Below are 18,132 nucleotides of genomic sequence, written 5' to 3' on the forward strand. Positions count from 1 at the left end.
GGCCTACCTCACCTGGTTGATCAGGGGCGCGCCCTGCACCACGACCCGCTCGCCGCCCTTCAGTCCCTGGATGACCGTCACCGCGCTGGCATCGAGCGGCACATGACGCACCGGCCGCTGCAGGAAACGCTCCGCGCTGTCGTGCACCCAGACGATGTCCTGATTGCTTGGGCTTTTCACGATGGCGCTCGCCGGCACTGCGACGCCGTCCACCGTGGTTCTGGTCTGCACAACCACTTTCAGCGGCTGGCCGACAGCCAGTGTGGTCAATGCCGGCAGCCCTCCATCCTTGCCGGCTCGTGTGCGGAACTGTATCGGTACTGCCTGTTCACGCAAGGTCCGTCCGGCCCCGACGAATTCGAGCGCGATGGATTCGCCGGACGAGGCGCGTGCGGTCGCCGCTGCGATGTTCGCCGCCAGGGCCGCGTCATGCGCCACCGCTTCCACGCGCAGGCGGCCGGGATCGACGATCTCGAACAGCACTTCGCGCGCATCCACGACCTGTCCCGCTACCACGTTGGATGCGGCGATCACGCCGGATACCGGGGCAGTCAAGGCTTCGGTGGCAGACAGGCTGCCGCCGATGGCGGCAAGACGTTCCCTTGCGCTCGCCGCCTCGGCCTCGGCTGCTTCGATGTCTTTCCGGGGCACCGTGCCTTCAAGCTGCTTCAGCCTGCCCAGCCGCTTCTCGGCAAGCGCTGCCGCTGACCGCAGCTCCGCCGCAAGAGCGACCTGGTTTGCGCGTTCGAGCGCGCCCGCCGACGGACGCACGAAGGCCAGGATGTCTCCTTTCCTGACTGCCTGGCCCAGCGAGGGCAAGCCCTTGGGCCCCGGTTCCATCCTGCCCGCCGCCATGGGCTGCACCTTGCCGCCCGCATTGGGGTCCATCACGACGCGCCCGGCAAGCTCGAAGGATTGCGGCAATGCCTTGTGCTCCGTGACGACGGTTCGCACCGCAAGCTGACGCTGAGTGACTTTGGGGAGGAAGACGCTTCCGTCCGGCAGGCGCCTGGGACCGTCGGCACTTGCTGCCGGCGGCGTCTCATGATCATGGTCATGCCCCGCGCCTGCATGTGCGGCCAGGGAAAATGCGGCGGCGATGACACCGGCCAGGGTGGCTTGCAAAAAGAGCGTGTTCATTATCTTGATCCTCCGGTACTGCGGCGCTTCATGAGGCGGCGAACGGCAAGCGCCAGAAGCGCAACGACAACCGCGGCGGCCAGCGCGGCGAGTGGCGCATTGAATCGCTCATGCAGCGATTCGGAGCCCGCATGGCCATGATCGCCATGATCATCATGCGCTTCGGGAATGACGAAATTGGCGGCAAGGATGTCGACGTCCTCCCCGGCTGTAATCGTCAGCGTCACCGGGTGGCTGCCGGTTTTTTCAAAAGCGTTCACGGCGAACCGGTACTCGCCGCTGTCTTCATGGAATTCGCCGCTTGCCTTGGCATCGCCGCTTTCCAGTTCCACTTTTGCGTTGAGGACGGGCTCGTTGTCGGCATAGCGGTCCACAAGGACCGACAAGCCATGGCCGTCGAATACCCCGACCACTTCGAACAAGTCGGAGTGGGCTTCGAACCTCGGCGACGCCGGCCCCGCAGGAGATACCGGCGCTTCGTCGCCATGGTCGTGCCCCGGCCCTGCCATTGCCGGGTCGAGAACAAATGCCAGCGCCATCAGAAGCGCGGCAAGATGAGATAGGAGTCGTTTCATGGGATGAGCCCTAATGCCTGATTGAGCCTTGAAATCGCGCGGCCGGCTTCAAGCTGCGCGCGGGTCAGTGCCTGTTCGGCTTCGTAGCGGTCGTTTTCGCTGCGCAGCCTGGTGGGGAGATCCAGTTCGCCAAGGCGGAAGGCTTTCGCATACAGTTCCTGCGTATCGGAGGCCAGCCTGTAGCGTTCCTCGGCAAGCGCTTGAACAGCTTTTGCCTGTTCGAACTCGGCCCTGGCCGTCTCGGCTTCGGCCTGGATGCGTTCCCGTTCGAGCAGCAGCGAGGCTTCCGCCTCGATGAGTTCCGCATTCGCAGCTGTGATCCGCGGTGCGTTGCGCGACTGCGTCGATAACGGAATGCGAACGGCAAGCCGGACGGAGTTGTCGTAGGCATCGCCGGCCGCCGCACGCTCCCGGACGAAACCGACGGCGAGTTCCGGCGGGTCCCGCCTTTCGGCGCTTGCCTGCGCCAGGCGCGCCTGCCCGACGTCGACGGCCGTATTGGAAATCGCCAGCAGGGGATGAATCGCCGGAAGCTGCCGCGCATCCGGGAGCGGTTCGCCGGCTTCGGGCAGCTGCGACAGGCCGGTCAAGGCCGCGAACAGCTTCTGCGAACGCAGAACACGCATTTCGGCCTCGGCTTTCAAAGCCTGTGCGAGACGTTCGGCAACCCGGGCCTGGTTGAAGTCGGCTCGCGCCAGGTCGCCGGCATTGAAGCGTCGCTCCACGTCTTCCAGCAGCAGGCTCGCCTCGCGCAGCTTGCGCAGCGCAAGATCGCGGTCGTTCTGCGCGAACCGGGCCTGCCAGTAGGCCTCGCGCACCTCTCCGGCGATCTTCAGCCTGGAAGCGAGTGTTCCGGCGTCGAGCTGGCCGGTTTCCGCCTCGGCAAGGCGACGGGCCGCGCTGCGCGTTCCCGGCATCCAGAGAGGGACGGCAATTTCCGCCTCGGTCTCGCGCTCGCCGCGGTTCTGGTTGAACCGGTCTGTCCGCTGGGACAGACCGATACTCGGTGCGCCTGGAAACAATGAGGAAGCCGCATCTCGCCGGGCAGCGGCTTCGTCCCGGCGGGCGTGAAGCGCGCGGGCTTCCGGCTGCCGAGACCATGCGGCTTCGACGGCTTCCTTCAGCGTTAGGGACGCGGCATGGGCTGCATTGCTCGCATGGGCTGCAATTGCGCCGCCGACCAATGCCGCGACCGCTAGCTTGCATGGCAAGCTGGAAATAGAGGACGAAATAAATCGTCGCATTCGGATTCTCCTTATTGAAAAGACAAGGGGGAATCCGGCGGATGCGTTATTTGCCGGGAAAAGCTAGGCGTGGATGAGTGCGGTCCGCCGGATCAGACGGCGGAGAACCACTGGGGCTTTTCGGGCCTGGAAGGCGATGCGGATGTGAGAGAGGATGCGGCAGCGGCGGGTGGTTCCGCGACCGGCCCTGGCGGCGGGGCTGCGAAGCTCGACACGGTAATGCCGTTGTACGCGCCATGGCAGTCGAGACAGTCCGGGGAATTCAGGTTCGCGGATTCGTCGCCGGCATTGTCGGCATCGCCAGCGGCCTGCGCATGCTGATGTTCGTGCTGATGGTCGTGATGACCGAAGTGGCTGGTCTTCACTTCATTTTCGGGCTGGCAGTACGCCGCCGCCACAGCCCAGGAGGACTGCAGCGGCATGATGAGCAGCAAGACAATGAAGATGATCTTTTTCACGGGCGAATCATAGCATCCAATATGCGAGGCGATCAGGACTTGTTTCAGCCCGGGCGCGCATCCTCTTGCGCCAGGCGCACCAAGACGTCGGCAAGCGAGCGAAAGACCGGTTTTCCAGCCGCCTGGAAAGGAAACGTCAGGAAGTAGGCCATTCTGTTTTCCGCTGGCATTGCAAACGGGATCACGAGTTCACCCCGCTCCAGCCTGTCCGCCGCCATGCGCGGATCGCCGATGGCAACGCCATGCCCTGCCGCCGCGGCGGCCAGCGAGAGATCGAGGGTGTCGAATACCAGGCCGCGCTCCATGTCGATGCCGCCGATACCGTTCTGCCGGAACCACCATTTCCACTCCGCCCCGCCGGCGCCCGGATGAAGCAGGGTGGCCGTTCGCAGAGCCTGCACCGAATCCAGGGAAGACGCGAGCGCCGGCGCGCACATGGGCACCAGCGTCTCCTTGAACAGCAATACCGATTCCAGCCCCGGCCATTCGCCGCTTCCGCGCACGATCATCGCGTCGATGTCACCGGCGCTGAAGTCGGGCGTGTCGTCGGAGGAAGTGATGATGCTCAGGTCGGTGCCCGGCAGGCATGCGCGTATTGCCTGCATGCGGGGAAGCAGCCAGCGCACGCAGAATGTCGATGGCACGCGCAGCGCGAGGATGGCTGACGATGCCTGCAGGGCCTGCTCCTGCTCGAACAGCAGACCGAGCACCTGCACTGCCGTCGTCCTCAATGCCTCGCCTTGCCGCGTCAATGTGAGTCCGGAGGCGCTGCGCATGAATAGTGCGCAGCCGTAATGCGCCTCCAGCTGCTGGATCTGGCGGCTGAGCGCGCCCTGGGTGCGGCAAAGCTGATCGGCCGCCTTGCTCAGGCTGCCGCAGTGCGCCGCCGTGACAAACGCCTGCAGTCCCGCAAGCGAAGGCAATGGCCTTGTCAGCCGGGAAAGAGGGTATGTGCCGGCGGCATGCCCGGCATGCGAATTATTCGATTGTGGGTCCATCTTGCCTGCGGTACCGTGTTTCGGAAACGACATCCTGGCCGGTCAATCCCGGCCGGATCAAGTCTTGCTGTCAAATCGGAGATTACTACATGACACAGCAGCAGCAAAATGCCGGCCTTGCGCTGGCAGAGCGGGTTCGCAGTTATCTGAAGGAACTGGAGCGCGGCGATGCCGCCGGCATCTGCAGTCTTTTCACGCCGCATGCGCAGATTCACTCGCCGTTTCTCGGCTGGATGGAGCCTGCGCCATTCTTTGAAAAAGTGGTCGCCGCCTCGGGGCAGAGCACGATCACGCCGATCGATATCTGCGCCAGTGTCGACGGCAACCGCCGCGTCGCGGCCTACTTCATCTACGACTGGAAGCTCAAGGATGGATCGACGGCGAAGTTCGAGTGCGTCGACGTTTTCGAATTCGACGCGGACGGTCTGATCGAAAAGATAGTTATCGTGTACGACACCCATCCGATCAGAGCGACCGTGGGCGACAAGTACGCATAGTTATCCGGAGATACGCGATGTTGCCTGGCACCGGCACGGCGGCTCCGGGCACTGCGGGCGTCAGGGCGTATAGCGGTTCCGGGTGCTCGGAATGTTGAGGCGCTGGGCGACCTTCACCAGGTCGATGAGGTTTCGCGTGCCCATCTTTTCCATGACCTTCTGCTTGTGCACCTTGGCGGTCACTTCCTGGATGCCCAGTTCCATGGCGATCTGCTTGTTCATCAGGCCGCCGATCGCCAGGCCGAGAACCTCGCGTTCGCGCTGCGTCAGCGTGGCATAGCGCTGGGTGGACTCCATCAGGTCGCGATGCGTCTCGAAGTCCGCTTCCGCCCTTGCCAGCGCTTCGTCGACGGCCTGAAGCAACTGCTCGCTGTCGACCGGCTTGGTAAGGAATTCCTGCGCGCCGGCTTTCATTGCGCGCACCGTCATCGGGATGGATCCGTAGCCGGAAATGAAAATGATCGGCAGGCTGATACCCTTGTGCGCCAGCGCATCGATGACGTCGAATCCGCTGGCGCTGGAAAGCCGCATGTCCAGAATCAGGCACGCCGGCGAGGCATGTGACGATTCCTGCAGGAATTCCTCTGCCGTGGCAAACACCTTTACCGCATGCCCAGCCGACCGCAGGAGCCTTGTCACCGAAACCCTCACCGCCTCGTCATCATCGACCAGGAAAACCAGTTTTTCCATCACTGCGCCTCCTTGCCCCGCCACTCTACCATTCTTTTGTTTTTCGCAATGACGAGGCATTCGCGGTGCCGTCCACAAGCGGCCGCGCTGGCCGCACCGGCCGCACTGGCCGCATTGAATGGCAGCTTCGTCTGCGGCGATGCCGGACCCAGCCCCAGCCTCGATAGCGGCTTTGGAGTAGAATGCCGACGCTTCACTCTACTGAACGTGCAAGCCGTCCGTGTCTTCCTTCTCCCAAACAACTTCTCCATCCGCTGCATCAACCGATACACCAGCAGTCTCCTCCCTGCGCGCCAATCTCGCCATGGGCGTCGGCAGCTTCGCCATCGGTACCGGCGAATTTGTCATCATGGGCTTGCTGCCCGAAGTCGCCCGTGACTTGGGCGTAAGCATTCCGCAGGCAGGCCATGTCATCAGCGCCTACGCGCTCGGCGTGGTGATCGGCGCGCCGTTGCTGGCCGTGCTGTCCTCAGGCTGGCCGCGCAGGAAACTGCTCATCGCGCTCATGCTTGCTTTTGGCCTTGGCAATTTTGCAAGCGCCATCGCTCCGAATTATCTGTTGCTCAACCTGCTGCGCTTCATCGCCGCTCTGCCGCACGGCACCTACTTCGGCGTGGCGGCACTGGTTGCTGCTTCCATGGCCGCGCCCGGACGGCGCGGACAGGCAGTGGGCCAGGTGATGCTCGGCCTGACGGTTGCCACGCTGGTCGGCGTGCCGATTGCGGCATGGCTCGGCCAGATGCTGGGGTGGCGCTCGGCATTCGTATTCGTCGGCGCGCTCGCCATCCTGGCTTCGGTATTGATTCGGCGCGAACTGCCGGAGATACCCGCCGCGGCCGGCGCGAGCCCCCTGCGCGAGCTGGGTGCGCTCAAGAGACCGCAAGTGTTGTTCACGCTTGCCATCGGTGCCATCGGCCTTGGCGGACTGTTCTCGGTGTTCAGCTATGTCAAGCCGACGATGATGACGCTGGCAGACATGCCGCTGGGCCAGGTGCCCATCGTACTGGCACTGTTCGGAGTCGGCATGGTGCTGGGCAATCTTGTCGGCCCGCGGTTCGCCGACCGTGCGCTGATGCCGACCATGTGCGGGCTGCTGGCGTGGGGCGTGCTCATTCTCGGCGCTTACACCTTCACCGCCTATCATCCCTGGCTGGGCTCGATCAATGTCCTGCTGGTCGGCACGCTGGTGGCGATGGGGCCGGTGCTGCAGATCCGCCTGATGGATGTTGCGGGCGATGCGCAGACTCTGGCAGCGGCACTGAACCACTCCGCCTTCAACGTTGCCAATGCGCTCGGCGCATGGCTGGGCGGCGTGGTGGTGACGGCCGGCTTTGGCTGGTCCGCAACAGGCTGGGTGGGTGCCCTGCTGGCGCTGGCGGGTCTTGCTGTCTTCGCGGTGTCGGCCAGGAGCGCAAGGCGCGAACCTGGTCCGGCGCGCTGAACCTCATCCGTGGTGGCGCGCGGTTGACGACAGCACTCTCTGCAGCAAGGACATTTCCATCGGCTTCACGAAGTAGTGCTGGAAACCCGCCGCCTTGGCAAGGACCTTGTCGTGCGCCTGCCCGTAGCCCGTCAGGGCAATGTACACGGCATCTCTGGTCTCGGGATAGCCATGCAGCCGCCGCGACAGCTCGTAGCCATCCATGTCGGGCAGGCCGATATCCAGGATGAAGGCTTCAGGAGGCGAGACCCTGACTTCCTCCAGCGCACTCTGCGCATCCGTGCGCACCGTCACGACATGGCCTTGCGCCCGAAGGAGCGCGGCCAGGGATACCGCCGCATCGGCGTTGTCGTCGACGATCAGGATATGCAATGGCTGCAGGGCCCGGTCTTCCAGGTCGTCCGCCCGAGAATGCGGACTCGATGCTCTTTCTCCGGCCAGCATCGGAAGCGTCAGGGTAAAGACGCTACCCTTGCCCGGCCCGTCGCTCCTGGCCGATACCTTCCCGCCGTGCAGCATCGTGATGCTTTTCACCAGAGCCAGGCCGAGGCCCAGGCCGCCCTGGGAGCGGTCCGGGGTACGCTCTGCCTGCGTGAACAGTTCGAACACATGCGGCAGGAGATGCGCATCCATGCCGATGCCGTTGTCGGCAACGCTGATGCATACGAAGCTTTCCTTGATCTCCATGCTCAGCTCGATATGGCCGCCCAGCGGCGTGTACTTTGCGGCGTTGTTCAGCAGGTTGGTCAGCACCTGGATCAGGCGCGTGCGGTCGCCGGCTACGACAGCATCCCTCGATGCGAGGCGTATGGAAAGCGTGTGATGTCTCGATTCGATCAAAGGTCTCGACTGCTCGATGGCACTGTTGACGGCATCCTTGATGCTCAGTTCTGACTTCTCTATGGACACCAGGCCGCGGGTAACGCGCGAAACATCCAGCAGGTCGTCAACCAGGTCCGTCATGTGCCTGACCTGGCGCGAAATGATTTCACTGTATTGCCTGACTATCTGTTCATTGGAACTGGCCATTTTAAGAAGCTCCGCCGCCGTACTGATCGGCGCCAGAGGATTGCGCAGTTCATGCGCCAGCATGGCAAGAAATTCGTCCTTGCGCCGGTTGGCAAGTTCCAGCGCCTCTTCTGCTTCACGCTGGATGGTAATGTCGGTATTGGTGCCGAACCAGCGCACGATCTCTCCATTGCGGTCGCGGATAGGTACCGCCCTGGACAGGAACCAGCGATATTCCCCGCTGGCGCTACGCAGCGGAAACAAATCTTCCCATGCAATCTGCCGCCTGACGATATTGTCGTAATACTTCGCCTTGACTGCGTCCACGAAGTCGGGATGATGCACCTTTTCCCAGCCCCATCCTTGCATCTCTTCCAGTGTCGTGCCGGAATATTCGAACCAGCGGTTGTTGTACCAGAAAATCCAGCCGTCACTATTGGCCATCCATGCCAGCTGCGGTATGTTCTCCGCCAGTGTGCGGAACTGAACTTCGCTTTCCTTGAGCGCCAGCTGAGCCTTCTTCGATTCGCTTATGTCCAGGATATACGCGATGCCCTCGTCCTTGACGTCTTGAAAGTTCGCGGCACCGATATAGACCGGCAGGCGGCTGCCGTCCTTTCTGAAATACTCCTTCTCGAAGGCTTCCGTACTTCCTGTCGATTGCAGGCTTTCCCAGCTTTTTCTGTCTGCGTTCTCCCACTCGGGAGGCGTCAGCCTGCGCCAGGACAGACCGTGCTGCTCGAAGTCCCGGCGCGAATAGCCCAGCATTCTCAGAAACGCATCATTCACCTTGATCAGGGTTCCGTCATAACGGTACTGCGCAATCCCGATGAGATGGGAATCGACGATGGTCCTGAACTTGGATTCAGTCCGTAACCACGCTTCTTCGGCGAGTTTCTGCTCCGTGATGTCCACTACGACGCCGGGCATCCAGACAGGCTTGCCGCTTGAGTCGTACTCGATTTTTCCGCGCGCATGGATATACCTGATGCTGCCATCGGGATAACGCAAGCGGTAATGGTATTGAAACGGCTTTCCGGTGGCGAGCGAATCCGCCATGTCGGCTTCGACGGCCTTGACATCGTCCGGATGAATGACCTTGAAATACGCCTTGCGCGGACCTCCGTTGGCATCCATTTCCGATACCTGAAACAGTCTTGCGAAGTTGCAGTCCGCATAGACCTTGTCGGCCTGGATATCCCAGGTCCAGATGCCGATCTCCGCAGCGGTCAGTGCTCCCTCCAACCGCAATTGCGCATCCTGCAGCTTTGCCTGCAAGATTTTTTGTTCGTGGATATCAGTGCAGGTACCCATCCATCGTTCGATCCGGCCGGATTCATTGCGAATCGGCAGTGCCCGCGCCAGCACCCAGCGGTACTGTCCCGAACGATGCCGAAGCCGGTATTCGATCTCGTAGGGCTCGCCAGTGGCAAGACTATGCTCCCAAGCCTCTCTGGTGCGCGGCAGATCGTCAGGGTGCAGGATCGCTCCCCAGTTCTGGCCAATGGTCGACTCCAGCAGCACGCCGGCGAACTCATAATGCTGCTGATTGTAATAGTCATGGTAGCCGTCAGGCAGCGCCGACCAGACCATCTGAGGCATGGCATTGGCAATCTGCCGGAACCGCGCTTCGCTCGCCTCGGTGGCCTGCTGCTTCAGAACCTGTTCCGTAACATCCTCAACGGCATGGATGATGTAGACGATCTCTCCCGACGGACCGAGCACAGGCGTATTGAGCGGCTTCCAGTACCGCACCTCGAATCCGCCTTCGGGAGAATCGTGCCTAGGAATGTCGTACTTCTGTATCGGCATGGCGTCGGGCAACTTGCTCTGGAGCACCCGCATCAGGGATGCGCGCAGGTTTCTGACGCCGGTCGCGCCACGATCGGCCGGATTGTCAGGAAATGCCTCGAACAGAGCTTTTCCCAGAATCTGTTCCCGGGTAGTCATGGTCACGCGAAGCCGCGCTTCGTTGGCGGCCACGATTGTGAAATCCGGTGTCAGTACCAGATAGGGAACCGGTGTTGCATCAAACAAGAGCCGAAAATCGAGTGCTAAACCATCAGGCAATTCAGCAGGAGTAGCCATATTGCAATTCCTTTGCGACTGCATCAATCCAGACTGAGACTATGCATCGCAAGGAAAATTGCTTTTTCTTCTTTCCCTGAACAAACCTTACCTCTGCCTGCCTTGCTCCGGTGTGCAGCTTGCTCGCAGCACCAGGGATTTGCAAAAAATACGGGGAGGCACCCTGGCCTCCCCAAACTGGGCAAGAACACCCGCTCCAGAGACATCCTTTAAAGAGTTGCGAGGCAAAATGCCCGGCCATCACCCATGTCGCCACAGCTCGGCCAGATCGGGTTCGTGGACCAGGGCAGTAAAGGCGGCAGTACACGCCGGCCCTTTGGCAAGCGGCAATCCGATGAGCGGGCTCGGGAGACCGTAGTGTTTTGATGCCGCCGCCACTGAGGCAATGAGTTCATTCATCTCATCCGTCGAGACATCGTCAGACCGCTCTGCGCGGTATTTCCGGATGTCGAATGCCAGGCGGCCGACGAACGGACATTGGGCAAGCGCTTCGACGGCACCGACCCCCGTTACGCTTCCAATCACGGGCACCATGAAGGGAGCGGACTGATTCTTTACCGAGAACAGCGCGGCGGCAGACGTGACTTGGTCCACCGCTTCGATGCCGTTTAAAAGAATTCCCAACGGACGGACGGTTCCCAGCAGAGCAAGGTCTGCCTCGAAGAAAGAGGACCTGACGTCATTGATGCCAACCATCAGCCGCCCTTCGGATAACAGTTCGGAATTCCACTGACGGTTCCATGCCAGCCAATGCCCGACTTCGTCACGGGCGTACGCCTTGTCAACCATCGGCACCGTGTCCGCGAGATCGACCACCATGACGTCGCTCGCAGCCAGAAACGATGAGAATTTGTCCGGACGGTTTCCGGGCACGATCCGATAAGTATTCCGACGATGCCAGTCCATCACTAACGATCCTCGTCCTACGCTACCTTGGCGGCGTTCTTTGCCTCGTCGATACTTCTCACGACGGACACGGGTGAAGCTTCGACGGGTACGGCAGCACGATCATCCGCCACGGCACCGCCGTCGCGCAATTCCTGATGCAGGACATCGCGGGCGCATGCGTTCTCCCAGATGGATACGACGATGGTTGCGACGATGTTGCTCACCAGGCTTGTAAGCGCGCGTGCTTCCGACATGAAGCGGTCAATCCCGACTATCAGCGCAACGCCCGCGACGGGAATATCGGGCATCACGGTCAGGGTCGCCACCAGCGCCACGAATCCGCTGCCGGTGACGCCGGCTGCGCCCTTGGAAGTCAGCAGCATCAGGAACAGCATGGCCAGGACTTGAGTGAGGGACAGGTCGATATTGCAGGCTTGCGCGATGAAGATCGACGCCAGGGTCAGGTAGATCGCGGTGCCATCCAGGTTGAAGGAGTAACCCATCGGCAGGACCAGTCCGGACACGCCTTTCCTGCAGCCCAGCCTTTCCAGTTTCAGCATCACCTGCGGCAATACCGGTTCGGTCGACGAGGTACCCAGTACGACCAGCAGCTCCTCCCGAAAATACTTCAGTGTTCTCCAAAGGCTGAAGCCATGCACATGGGCCAGAGCATTCAGCACGACAAAGACAAACAGTCCGCATGCCACATAAAAAGTAACGATCAGCAGGCTCAGGGAACTGATGGAACTCATTCCGTATTTACCCACCGTGAACGCCATGGCTCCGAACGCGCCTATTGGGGCGAGCTTCATGATGAAACCAAAGACGGTGAAGAGCACATGCGAGAACGAATCAATCGATGCGCGAACCGGTTCTCCAAGGCGGCCCGACCGCGAAATGCCGAATCCGATCAGGATCGCGAGCAGCAGGACGGGCAACACCTCTCCTTCTGCGAATGCGCCGAAGAAGGAATGCGGGATGAGATGCATTGCGAATTCAGTGAAGCCCCTGGGAGCGGCTGCAGCCGAGAATTTTTGTGCGACGGAAGGATCGAGGTGCGCAGGATCAATGTTCATTCCCCTGCCCGGCTGCATCAGGTAGACGGCCATGAGGCCAGTCATCAGCGCAATGCCCGTCAGGACATAAAAGAGTCCCATCGCCTTTCCCAGCGTCTTGCCGACAGCCTTTACATCGCTCATGTTGGCAATGCCCAAGACTATCGTACAAAACACGATGGGCGCGATCATCATTTTTACTATCTTGACGAATGCGTCCCCAAGCGGCTTCAGCGAAGCCCCGATGTCCGGCCAGTAATGACCTACGACGATCCCGACCGCAACGGCGGCCAGCACCTGCATGTAGAGAGACTGGAAAATATGTTTCTTGATAATCATGGCATACATCTCATCACGGACACGGAACAGGGTCCGCTTCAAAATAACTCCCCTGCAAACGGCTTCTGCGTCACCCTCACATAAAAACTTGCGAGGATTTCCCGATTCTTTTTTGATCGGTGAGGGCCGCAAGACAACGGCGTCGGTTTTGCGCCGATGTCTTGCATCCGGTTTTTCAAACATTGCCCAGGCCGACGTGCGCAATGCAGGCAACTTGGGCCGAGGGCCTGTTCCTTCGACTAGAACGAATGGCGAACACCGAGGTCGACTTCACTATCGCCGGCACCGAACTTCGTCGTCGTGAACCGCGTATTGCTCAGCTTGGCGTAAGCGGCATACAAGCTCGTGCGCTTGGAAAGGGCATAGTTGTACGCCACCGCATGCTGATGTGCGTCGAAAGTGTTTGCAGCCGAACGATCGTCCTTGCGGATGTAGGTTGCCATCACGGTGTGCGGACCAAAGGGCACGCTCACGCCCACAAGCACATCCCGGCTGTCGATGGTTCCCAGCCCCTTGTTGATGCCGTAGCCGAGGCTGGCCGCCGCAACGCCAAAGTCATACTTGCCGACCAGAAGAGTGTTCTTCGCACGGTCGGTTGCGGTCGCATTATTGGTCTGGTGATGGGCAAGGCGAACAGTCAGCGGTCCGCCGCTGTAACCCGCCGCAAGGCCGGTCTGGCGCGACCGTGAGGAATCGCCTGCGACCTCCCCGAAGCCGTAAGCCGCCTGCGCGTTGAGTCCGTTGAACGTCGGTGTCGTGTAGATCACCGTGTTGTTCATGCGGGTCCCGGCCTTTTCACCCGACATCAGCTGACCTGATGCGCCCCCGTAGTTGTTGCCGAAAGGGTCGGCAATGAGCAGCGTTTGATAGATCGGCGTGTACTGCCTTCCCAGCGTCACGGTCCCTGCGGCCCCGTTCAAGCCGACGAAAGCCTGCCGCCCGAACAGCAGACCGCCCTGGTCAAAGGCGCCGGTATCAGCGAGCAGACCGGTCTCAAGCGTGAAGATCGCCGACATTCCGGACCCGAGGTCTTCTCGTCCGCGGAAGCCGATGCGGCTGCCGGTGGAGACACCGCTCTCCAGCTTAGTCGCCGATCCGGCCGGAGCACCGCGCGCAAACACAAGCCCGGTGTCCACGATGCCGTAGATCGTTGCATTGCTCTGCGCATGTGCAGTTCCGGCCATGGCACCTATCGACATCAGCATCCATGCCAACGTTTTGTTATTCATCCCGCCTCTCCCTTTACGCGTGTTGTTAGTCTTGTCGATTCAGTTCAGTGACATGTTGGAAGCTTTCACCACTTCCTTCCATGTATTCAATTCGGAGTTCAGGACCGACTTGAATTCCGACGGCGATGCATTGACCGGTTCAGCTCCCTCGTTCACCAGGCGTGTCTTCAGCGGCTCCTGCGAAGACACTTCATTGATCAAGGCATTGAGCTTCGATATGATCGGAGCAGGAACGCCGGCCGGCGCGAGCACGCCCCACCAGGTCGTGATGTTGTAGTCGGGCACGCCGCCCTCCATCACCGTCGGCACGTTCGGGAAAATTGCAGAGCGCTTCGATCCTGTGACGGCCAGAAGTTCCAGCTTGCCCGCCTTCACATGCTGGATCACTGCAGGCACCGTCGTGAAGGCAACCTGAGTGCGGCCTGTGAGAAGATCGGTAATTGCAGGACCGCTGCCCTTGTACGGAACATGCGTCAGCTGGGTACCGGTTCTCAGCTTGAACAGCTCCCCTGCGAGATGAAGAATCGTTCCAGGCCCGGATGAGCTGAACACGATTTCATCCGGTCTCGCCTTTGCTGCGGAAATCAATTGTGGAATCGTCTTTGCCTTGACGTCCTTGTGCGCCACCACGATCATCGGGCCGCGTCCCACCATCGCAATGGGCGCGAAGTCCTTGTTCACATCGTAGGAATTCTTGGGATACGACGCCGCGTGGGTGACGAAGGAAGAACTTGCGAACAGAAGCGTGTAGCCGTCGGCGTCTGCCTTGCTCACCTGCTTGGAACCGATCGCACCGCCGGCGCCGCCGCGGTTGTCGATGATGACCGGGCTGCCGAGCTTGTCCGACATCAGCTTTGCCAGTTCCCGCGCAACGTTGTCGGTGCCGCCGCCGGCAGCATAGGGAACGACGATGGTGATTGGACGGTTCGGATAGCCTTGCGCACTTGCCAGCAGGCTCAGGGATGAGAGCGCAATCACGGCGGCACTGCGGATCACAAATTTGTAATGAATGTTTTTCATGTTCTGTCTCCTTGTCATCTGCATTGAATTGGATTGATGAAGGACGATGGATTTAAAAGTTCTTCATCGTTCTGTTAGTTAAGCTGTTTCCGCGACCAAGGAATCCTGATCCAGTCCCTCGAACGAACCGGGCAGGTACGCGATCCCTTCCACGAGCGGCCTCGCGGTGCGTACTATTCCCGCTCTTGCTATCGTTGGAACGGCCTGGTCGATCTCCTGCGTCACCTTGACGACCGCTTCGATCTTGCCGGAGGGATGTTCGACGATCACCTTGCCGGCGTCCCGTTCATTTGGCTGAAACAGCTGCGACGCAACGCTGCCGGGAATGTGGCATGCGGCAGCAACGCAGAGCGTACCGGTTACCGCATGCGCAGCGTGGCAATTCCAGGGCACAAAATACCGGGATGTAATATTGCCTTCCGCTACAGGCGGAGCCAGCAGCACGATCTTGGGCAACACCTTGCCGGACACATCGCCAAGCCCCATCTTCAACGCGGCCATTCTCCTGATGCGCTCCAGGCGGGTGAGAAAATCGGCATCTCCATCCAGTTCCTGCTTCGATTCGTAACCCGACTTGCCGACCGACTGCGCGGCCAGCATGACGATAGGTGTGGAGTAATCGATGCAGGAAACCATGACGTCATCCACGATATCAACAACATTGCCCGTCGGCAGGAGTTTGCCGGTTTTCGCCCCTGCGGCGTCCAGGAAAATGAGCACGATACCTGCACCGCTGCCCGGCACGCCGTCGATGTGAACATCGCCGTCGTAGGTCAGTTCACCGTTCGGAGTCGGTACCGTAGCTTCGACGACCTTGCCGGTGTTTACGTTATAGATGGTTACCGTGGTGGTCGGCGACGTTGCCTTCACCAATTGCTTGTCGATGGCATACGGTCCTACCCCGGCAAGCATGTTTCCGCAGTTGGGGCTGGTATCGACAACTGCATTGTCGGTGCCCACTTGCGCGAACAGGTATTCGACATCGATGCCCGGTCGATTGGATTTGCTTACGATGGCCACCTTGCTTGTCAGGCTGTCGCCGCCGCCTATTCCATCGATCTGCCTTTTGTCCGGCGATCCCATGACGGCCAGCAATACGCAGTTTCGCAGGCGAACATCCGAAGGAAGATCGGATGCAAGGAAGAACGGCCCCTTGGAGGTACCGGCACGCATTACGGTGCAAGGAATTTTGGTTTGCATGGTCGTCGCCGCAGCAGAGAAGTTGACGTTATCTTGACGCGGGGAGGCCATGAAGTAAAATGAACAATTGTTGGCGATTAATGAGTATTTATCATGAAGATAGATGTGCTTGGCGTCGAGGCATTCATCGCAATCTCCGATCACGGCAGCTTCCAGGCTGCGGCGGACAGCCTGTACATCACCCAGACAGCAGTATCCCGGCGCATGCACACGCTCGAGGAATTCCTGGGAGTCAAGCTGGTGGAAAGAACAACCCGTTCGGTTGAGCTGACCAGTACCGGCAAGGACTTTCTTCCTCATGCCAGACGCTTGCTGAACGAACTGGCGAGCTCGCTTGCCGAGATCAGGGAAACCGGCAGATCGAAGCGCGGCAACGTGACGATGGCGTGCGTGCCGACCGTCGGCATCCAGTTTCTGCCCAAGCTGATTCAGGAATACTCGTCATCATTTCCGGAGAACCGGATCAGGATCCTGGATCACAGCTCGACGGGCGTTGCCAACGCCGTGCTGCAGCGGGAAGCCGAATTCGGTATCAACATCGCGGGCCCGCACCATTCCGAACTGGAGAGCGTTCCCCTCCTCGAAGACAATTTCACCTTTGTGTGCCGTGATGATCATCCGTTCGCAAACCGTCGCGAGATCGCATGGAAGCAGCTGGACAAGCATCCGCTGATACTCCTTGGGCAGTTCAGCGGCAACCGCGCTCTTCTTGACCAGGCATTTGGAATGGAGAATTTGCAGCTTCAGTCCGTGTATGAGGTGCAGAGGGTGTCGACTGCGCTGGGCCTGGTTGCCGAGGGTGCGGGCGCCGCGGTACTGCCGCAGCTGGCAATGCAACGCGATGCCTATCCGCGAATACGCGTCATTCAATTGAGTCAGCCGCGTGTCGCCAGAACGCTTGTTCTACTCTCCCGGAAAAACGCAATCTTCTCGCCTGCAGCAGCAGCTTTATACGATCTGATTCGCAAGGCCGGAAAGGTCGCCCATACCAAGCGTACCGGCAAGTCGTCGTCATCAATGTAAGGCCATCGAGAACGCCGATCTCGACGAGATCGCCACAGGTGCCGCTGGCGGTGTTACAGCCCGGTTGCCCTGGCCTTCCAATACTGGCTTGATCACCACCGACGGCTTTCGCCGGGATTGTCAAGGTATGCGGCTCGAAGACGCTATGGCCAGGAGCCTGGCATCGCTTCCTTTGAGTGCCGATTGCAGAGAGGCGATGACAGCGTACGAACGAATATTTGCGTTTGCTTGGCGTCTCCTCGGACCAGCCTTTGCGGGAGTTCGAGTGGCTGGAACGCTGGTTCGCCGCAAATTGAAGCTATGTCGATGCGGTCCCTGAATGCGTCGTTATGTTCTTGAATATATCAAGGAGACATTGGGCGGCCGGAGAGAGATACCCGTCTGCTCGACACAGAACGCCAAACGAGCGCTTCATCTCGGTTTGCGGCACCGAGACCTCGCGCAGCGGCGCTCCGACATTGCCTGCGCCGAGGTTCTTGCGGGATATGAAGCTCAGCAGGTCGGTACGTGCAATGAGCTTTGGCAGCAGCGATATCGAATTGGATGCGATCTGTACCCGCGGTAGGGGAAGATGATGGTCAGCGAATGTCTGATCCAGCCACTGCCTCGTTGCAACCGACTTCGCGGGTAGAACCCACTGGTAGTCACATAAATCCGCCATCTTGATTCGTCCGCTGCGGAACAGGGGATGTTGATGGCGACCGACGACCACGACTTCGTCATCGACGATAGGCCATGACATGAATTCCCTTTCCCTTTTCGACAAGGGCCCCACGACGATATCAAGCTGGCCCGTGCGCAGCGCCTCGCGCAGCACGTCGTTCATTCCGATGACCAGGTCCACCGTGACGCCGGGTGCCTGCGTCAGCAGTTCGCTGCACGCCTCGGGCAGCAAGTATTCCGCTGCGGTGGCAGCGCTGCCGACACGCACGTTGCCCATTACGCCTTTTGCAAAGTCGCTGACCTCGCGGGTCGCTTCCTCCATCGTGCGCCGCAGTACGCGGGCACGTGACAGCAGCACTTCTCCGACCGGCGTCAGGCGCAGGCGCCTTCCCTCCCTTTGAAACAGCTCGGTGCCGAGTTCGGCTTCGAGGCGGTCGATGCATTTGCTCAGCGCCGGCTGCGTGCGGAACAGTTTTTCTGCCGCCGATCCAAGGTGCCCCGTCTCCGCAATGGTCTCGAAGTAGTGCAGGTCGCGCAAATCCATAGATGAATGCCAGTTATAGGTTCATGAAAATT

At 60.3% G+C, this 18,132-nt stretch carries 16 protein-coding genes and 1 pseudogene; 4 read left to right on the top strand and 13 right to left on the bottom strand.

Translation table 11 applies throughout. The features are described from left to right. Nucleotides 1–3: 3 nt before the first annotated feature. The 5 genes from IGW03_RS08230 to IGW03_RS08250 form a co-directional block, all read right to left on the bottom strand. Nucleotides 4–1,140 (bottom strand): efflux RND transporter periplasmic adaptor subunit, encoded by a 1,137-nt coding sequence (locus tag IGW03_RS08230; RefSeq protein WP_194722067.1) that lies wholly within the window; start codon nt 1,138–1,140, stop codon nt 4–6. Next, nucleotides 1,140–1,715 carry a hypothetical protein gene (locus tag IGW03_RS08235; RefSeq protein WP_194722068.1) on the bottom strand — a complete coding sequence of 192 codons (576 nt, stop codon included), beginning with the start codon at nt 1,713–1,715 and terminating at the stop codon, nt 1,140–1,142. The genes IGW03_RS08230 and IGW03_RS08235 overlap by 1 nt, the downstream gene beginning before the upstream one ends. After that, on the bottom strand, nt 1,712–2,959 hold the full coding sequence (locus IGW03_RS08240) for a TolC family protein (RefSeq protein WP_194722069.1): 1,248 nt from the start codon (nt 2,957–2,959) through the stop codon (nt 1,712–1,714). The genes IGW03_RS08235 and IGW03_RS08240 overlap by 4 nt, the downstream gene beginning before the upstream one ends. A gap of 92 nt (nt 2,960–3,051) precedes the next feature. After that, on the bottom strand, nt 3,052–3,417 hold the full coding sequence (locus IGW03_RS08245; protein WP_194722070.1) for a hypothetical protein: 366 nt from the start codon (nt 3,415–3,417) through the stop codon (nt 3,052–3,054). 44 nt (nt 3,418–3,461) lie between these two features. Further along, nucleotides 3,462–4,415, bottom strand: coding sequence for a LysR substrate-binding domain-containing protein (locus IGW03_RS08250; protein ID WP_194722071.1), 954 nt, complete (start codon nt 4,413–4,415; stop codon nt 3,462–3,464). Nucleotides 4,416–4,504: 89 nt separating this feature from the next. On the opposite strand from IGW03_RS08250, the gene IGW03_RS08255 reads away from it, so the two are divergent. Further along, nucleotides 4,505–4,912, top strand: coding sequence for a nuclear transport factor 2 family protein (locus IGW03_RS08255; protein ID WP_194722072.1), 408 nt, complete (start codon nt 4,505–4,507; stop codon nt 4,910–4,912). 60 nt (nt 4,913–4,972) lie between these two features. Here the strand turns inward: IGW03_RS08255 and IGW03_RS08260 are convergent, their stop codons facing one another. Continuing rightward, nucleotides 4,973–5,602, bottom strand: coding sequence for a response regulator transcription factor (locus IGW03_RS08260; RefSeq protein ID WP_194722073.1), 630 nt, complete (start codon nt 5,600–5,602; stop codon nt 4,973–4,975). Between the two features lie 220 nt (nt 5,603–5,822). Between IGW03_RS08260 and IGW03_RS08265 the strand changes: the two genes are divergently transcribed. Continuing rightward, entirely contained in the window at nt 5,823–7,043 is a 1,221-nt protein-coding gene (locus IGW03_RS08265) for an MFS transporter (RefSeq protein ID WP_438943628.1), read from the top strand. A 3-nt stretch (nt 7,044–7,046) separates the two neighbouring features. On the opposite strand, the gene IGW03_RS08270 is transcribed toward IGW03_RS08265, so the two are convergent. The 6 genes from IGW03_RS08270 to IGW03_RS08295 form a co-directional block, all read right to left on the bottom strand. Next, on the bottom strand, nt 7,047–10,139 hold the full coding sequence (locus IGW03_RS08270; protein WP_194722074.1) for a PAS domain-containing protein: 3,093 nt from the start codon (nt 10,137–10,139) through the stop codon (nt 7,047–7,049). Between the two features lie 240 nt (nt 10,140–10,379). Then, nucleotides 10,380–11,045, bottom strand: coding sequence for an aldolase/citrate lyase/malate synthase family protein (locus tag IGW03_RS08275; RefSeq protein WP_194722075.1), 666 nt, complete (start codon nt 11,043–11,045; stop codon nt 10,380–10,382). A 17-nt stretch (nt 11,046–11,062) separates the two neighbouring features. Next, nucleotides 11,063–12,421, bottom strand: coding sequence for a C4-dicarboxylate transporter DctA (dctA, locus tag IGW03_RS08280; protein ID WP_228535281.1), 1,359 nt, complete (start codon nt 12,419–12,421; stop codon nt 11,063–11,065). Between the two features lie 239 nt (nt 12,422–12,660). Beyond that, nucleotides 12,661–13,650 carry a porin gene (locus tag IGW03_RS08285; RefSeq protein WP_194722076.1) on the bottom strand — a complete coding sequence of 330 codons (990 nt, stop codon included), beginning with the start codon at nt 13,648–13,650 and terminating at the stop codon, nt 12,661–12,663. A 39-nt stretch (nt 13,651–13,689) separates the two neighbouring features. Further along, nucleotides 13,690–14,670: a tripartite tricarboxylate transporter substrate binding protein gene (locus tag IGW03_RS08290; RefSeq protein ID WP_194722077.1), complete on the bottom strand. Its 981-nt coding sequence runs from the start codon at nt 14,668–14,670 to the stop codon at nt 13,690–13,692. Between the two features lie 78 nt (nt 14,671–14,748). Then, nucleotides 14,749–15,921: a 4-oxalomesaconate tautomerase gene (locus IGW03_RS08295; RefSeq protein WP_323744943.1), complete on the bottom strand. Its 1,173-nt coding sequence runs from the start codon at nt 15,919–15,921 to the stop codon at nt 14,749–14,751. Between the two features lie 42 nt (nt 15,922–15,963). Here IGW03_RS08295 and IGW03_RS38855 point away from each other — a divergent pair. Then, a pseudogene (locus IGW03_RS38855) lies at nt 15,964–16,092 on the top strand (helix-turn-helix domain-containing protein); the annotation flags it as partial. A 168-nt stretch (nt 16,093–16,260) separates the two neighbouring features. Beyond that, nucleotides 16,261–16,893 (top strand): LysR substrate-binding domain-containing protein, encoded by a 633-nt coding sequence (locus tag IGW03_RS08300; protein ID WP_323744948.1) that lies wholly within the window; start codon nt 16,261–16,263, stop codon nt 16,891–16,893. 298 nt (nt 16,894–17,191) lie between these two features. Here the strand turns inward: IGW03_RS08300 and IGW03_RS08305 are convergent, their stop codons facing one another. Further along, nucleotides 17,192–18,100: a LysR family transcriptional regulator gene (locus IGW03_RS08305; RefSeq protein WP_194722080.1), complete on the bottom strand. Its 909-nt coding sequence runs from the start codon at nt 18,098–18,100 to the stop codon at nt 17,192–17,194. Nucleotides 18,101–18,132 lie beyond the last annotated feature (32 nt).

Origin of the sequence: Noviherbaspirillum malthae (assembly GCF_015352985.1) — a bacterium.
Lineage (GTDB): Bacteria > Pseudomonadota > Gammaproteobacteria > Burkholderiales > Burkholderiaceae_D > Noviherbaspirillum > Noviherbaspirillum malthae.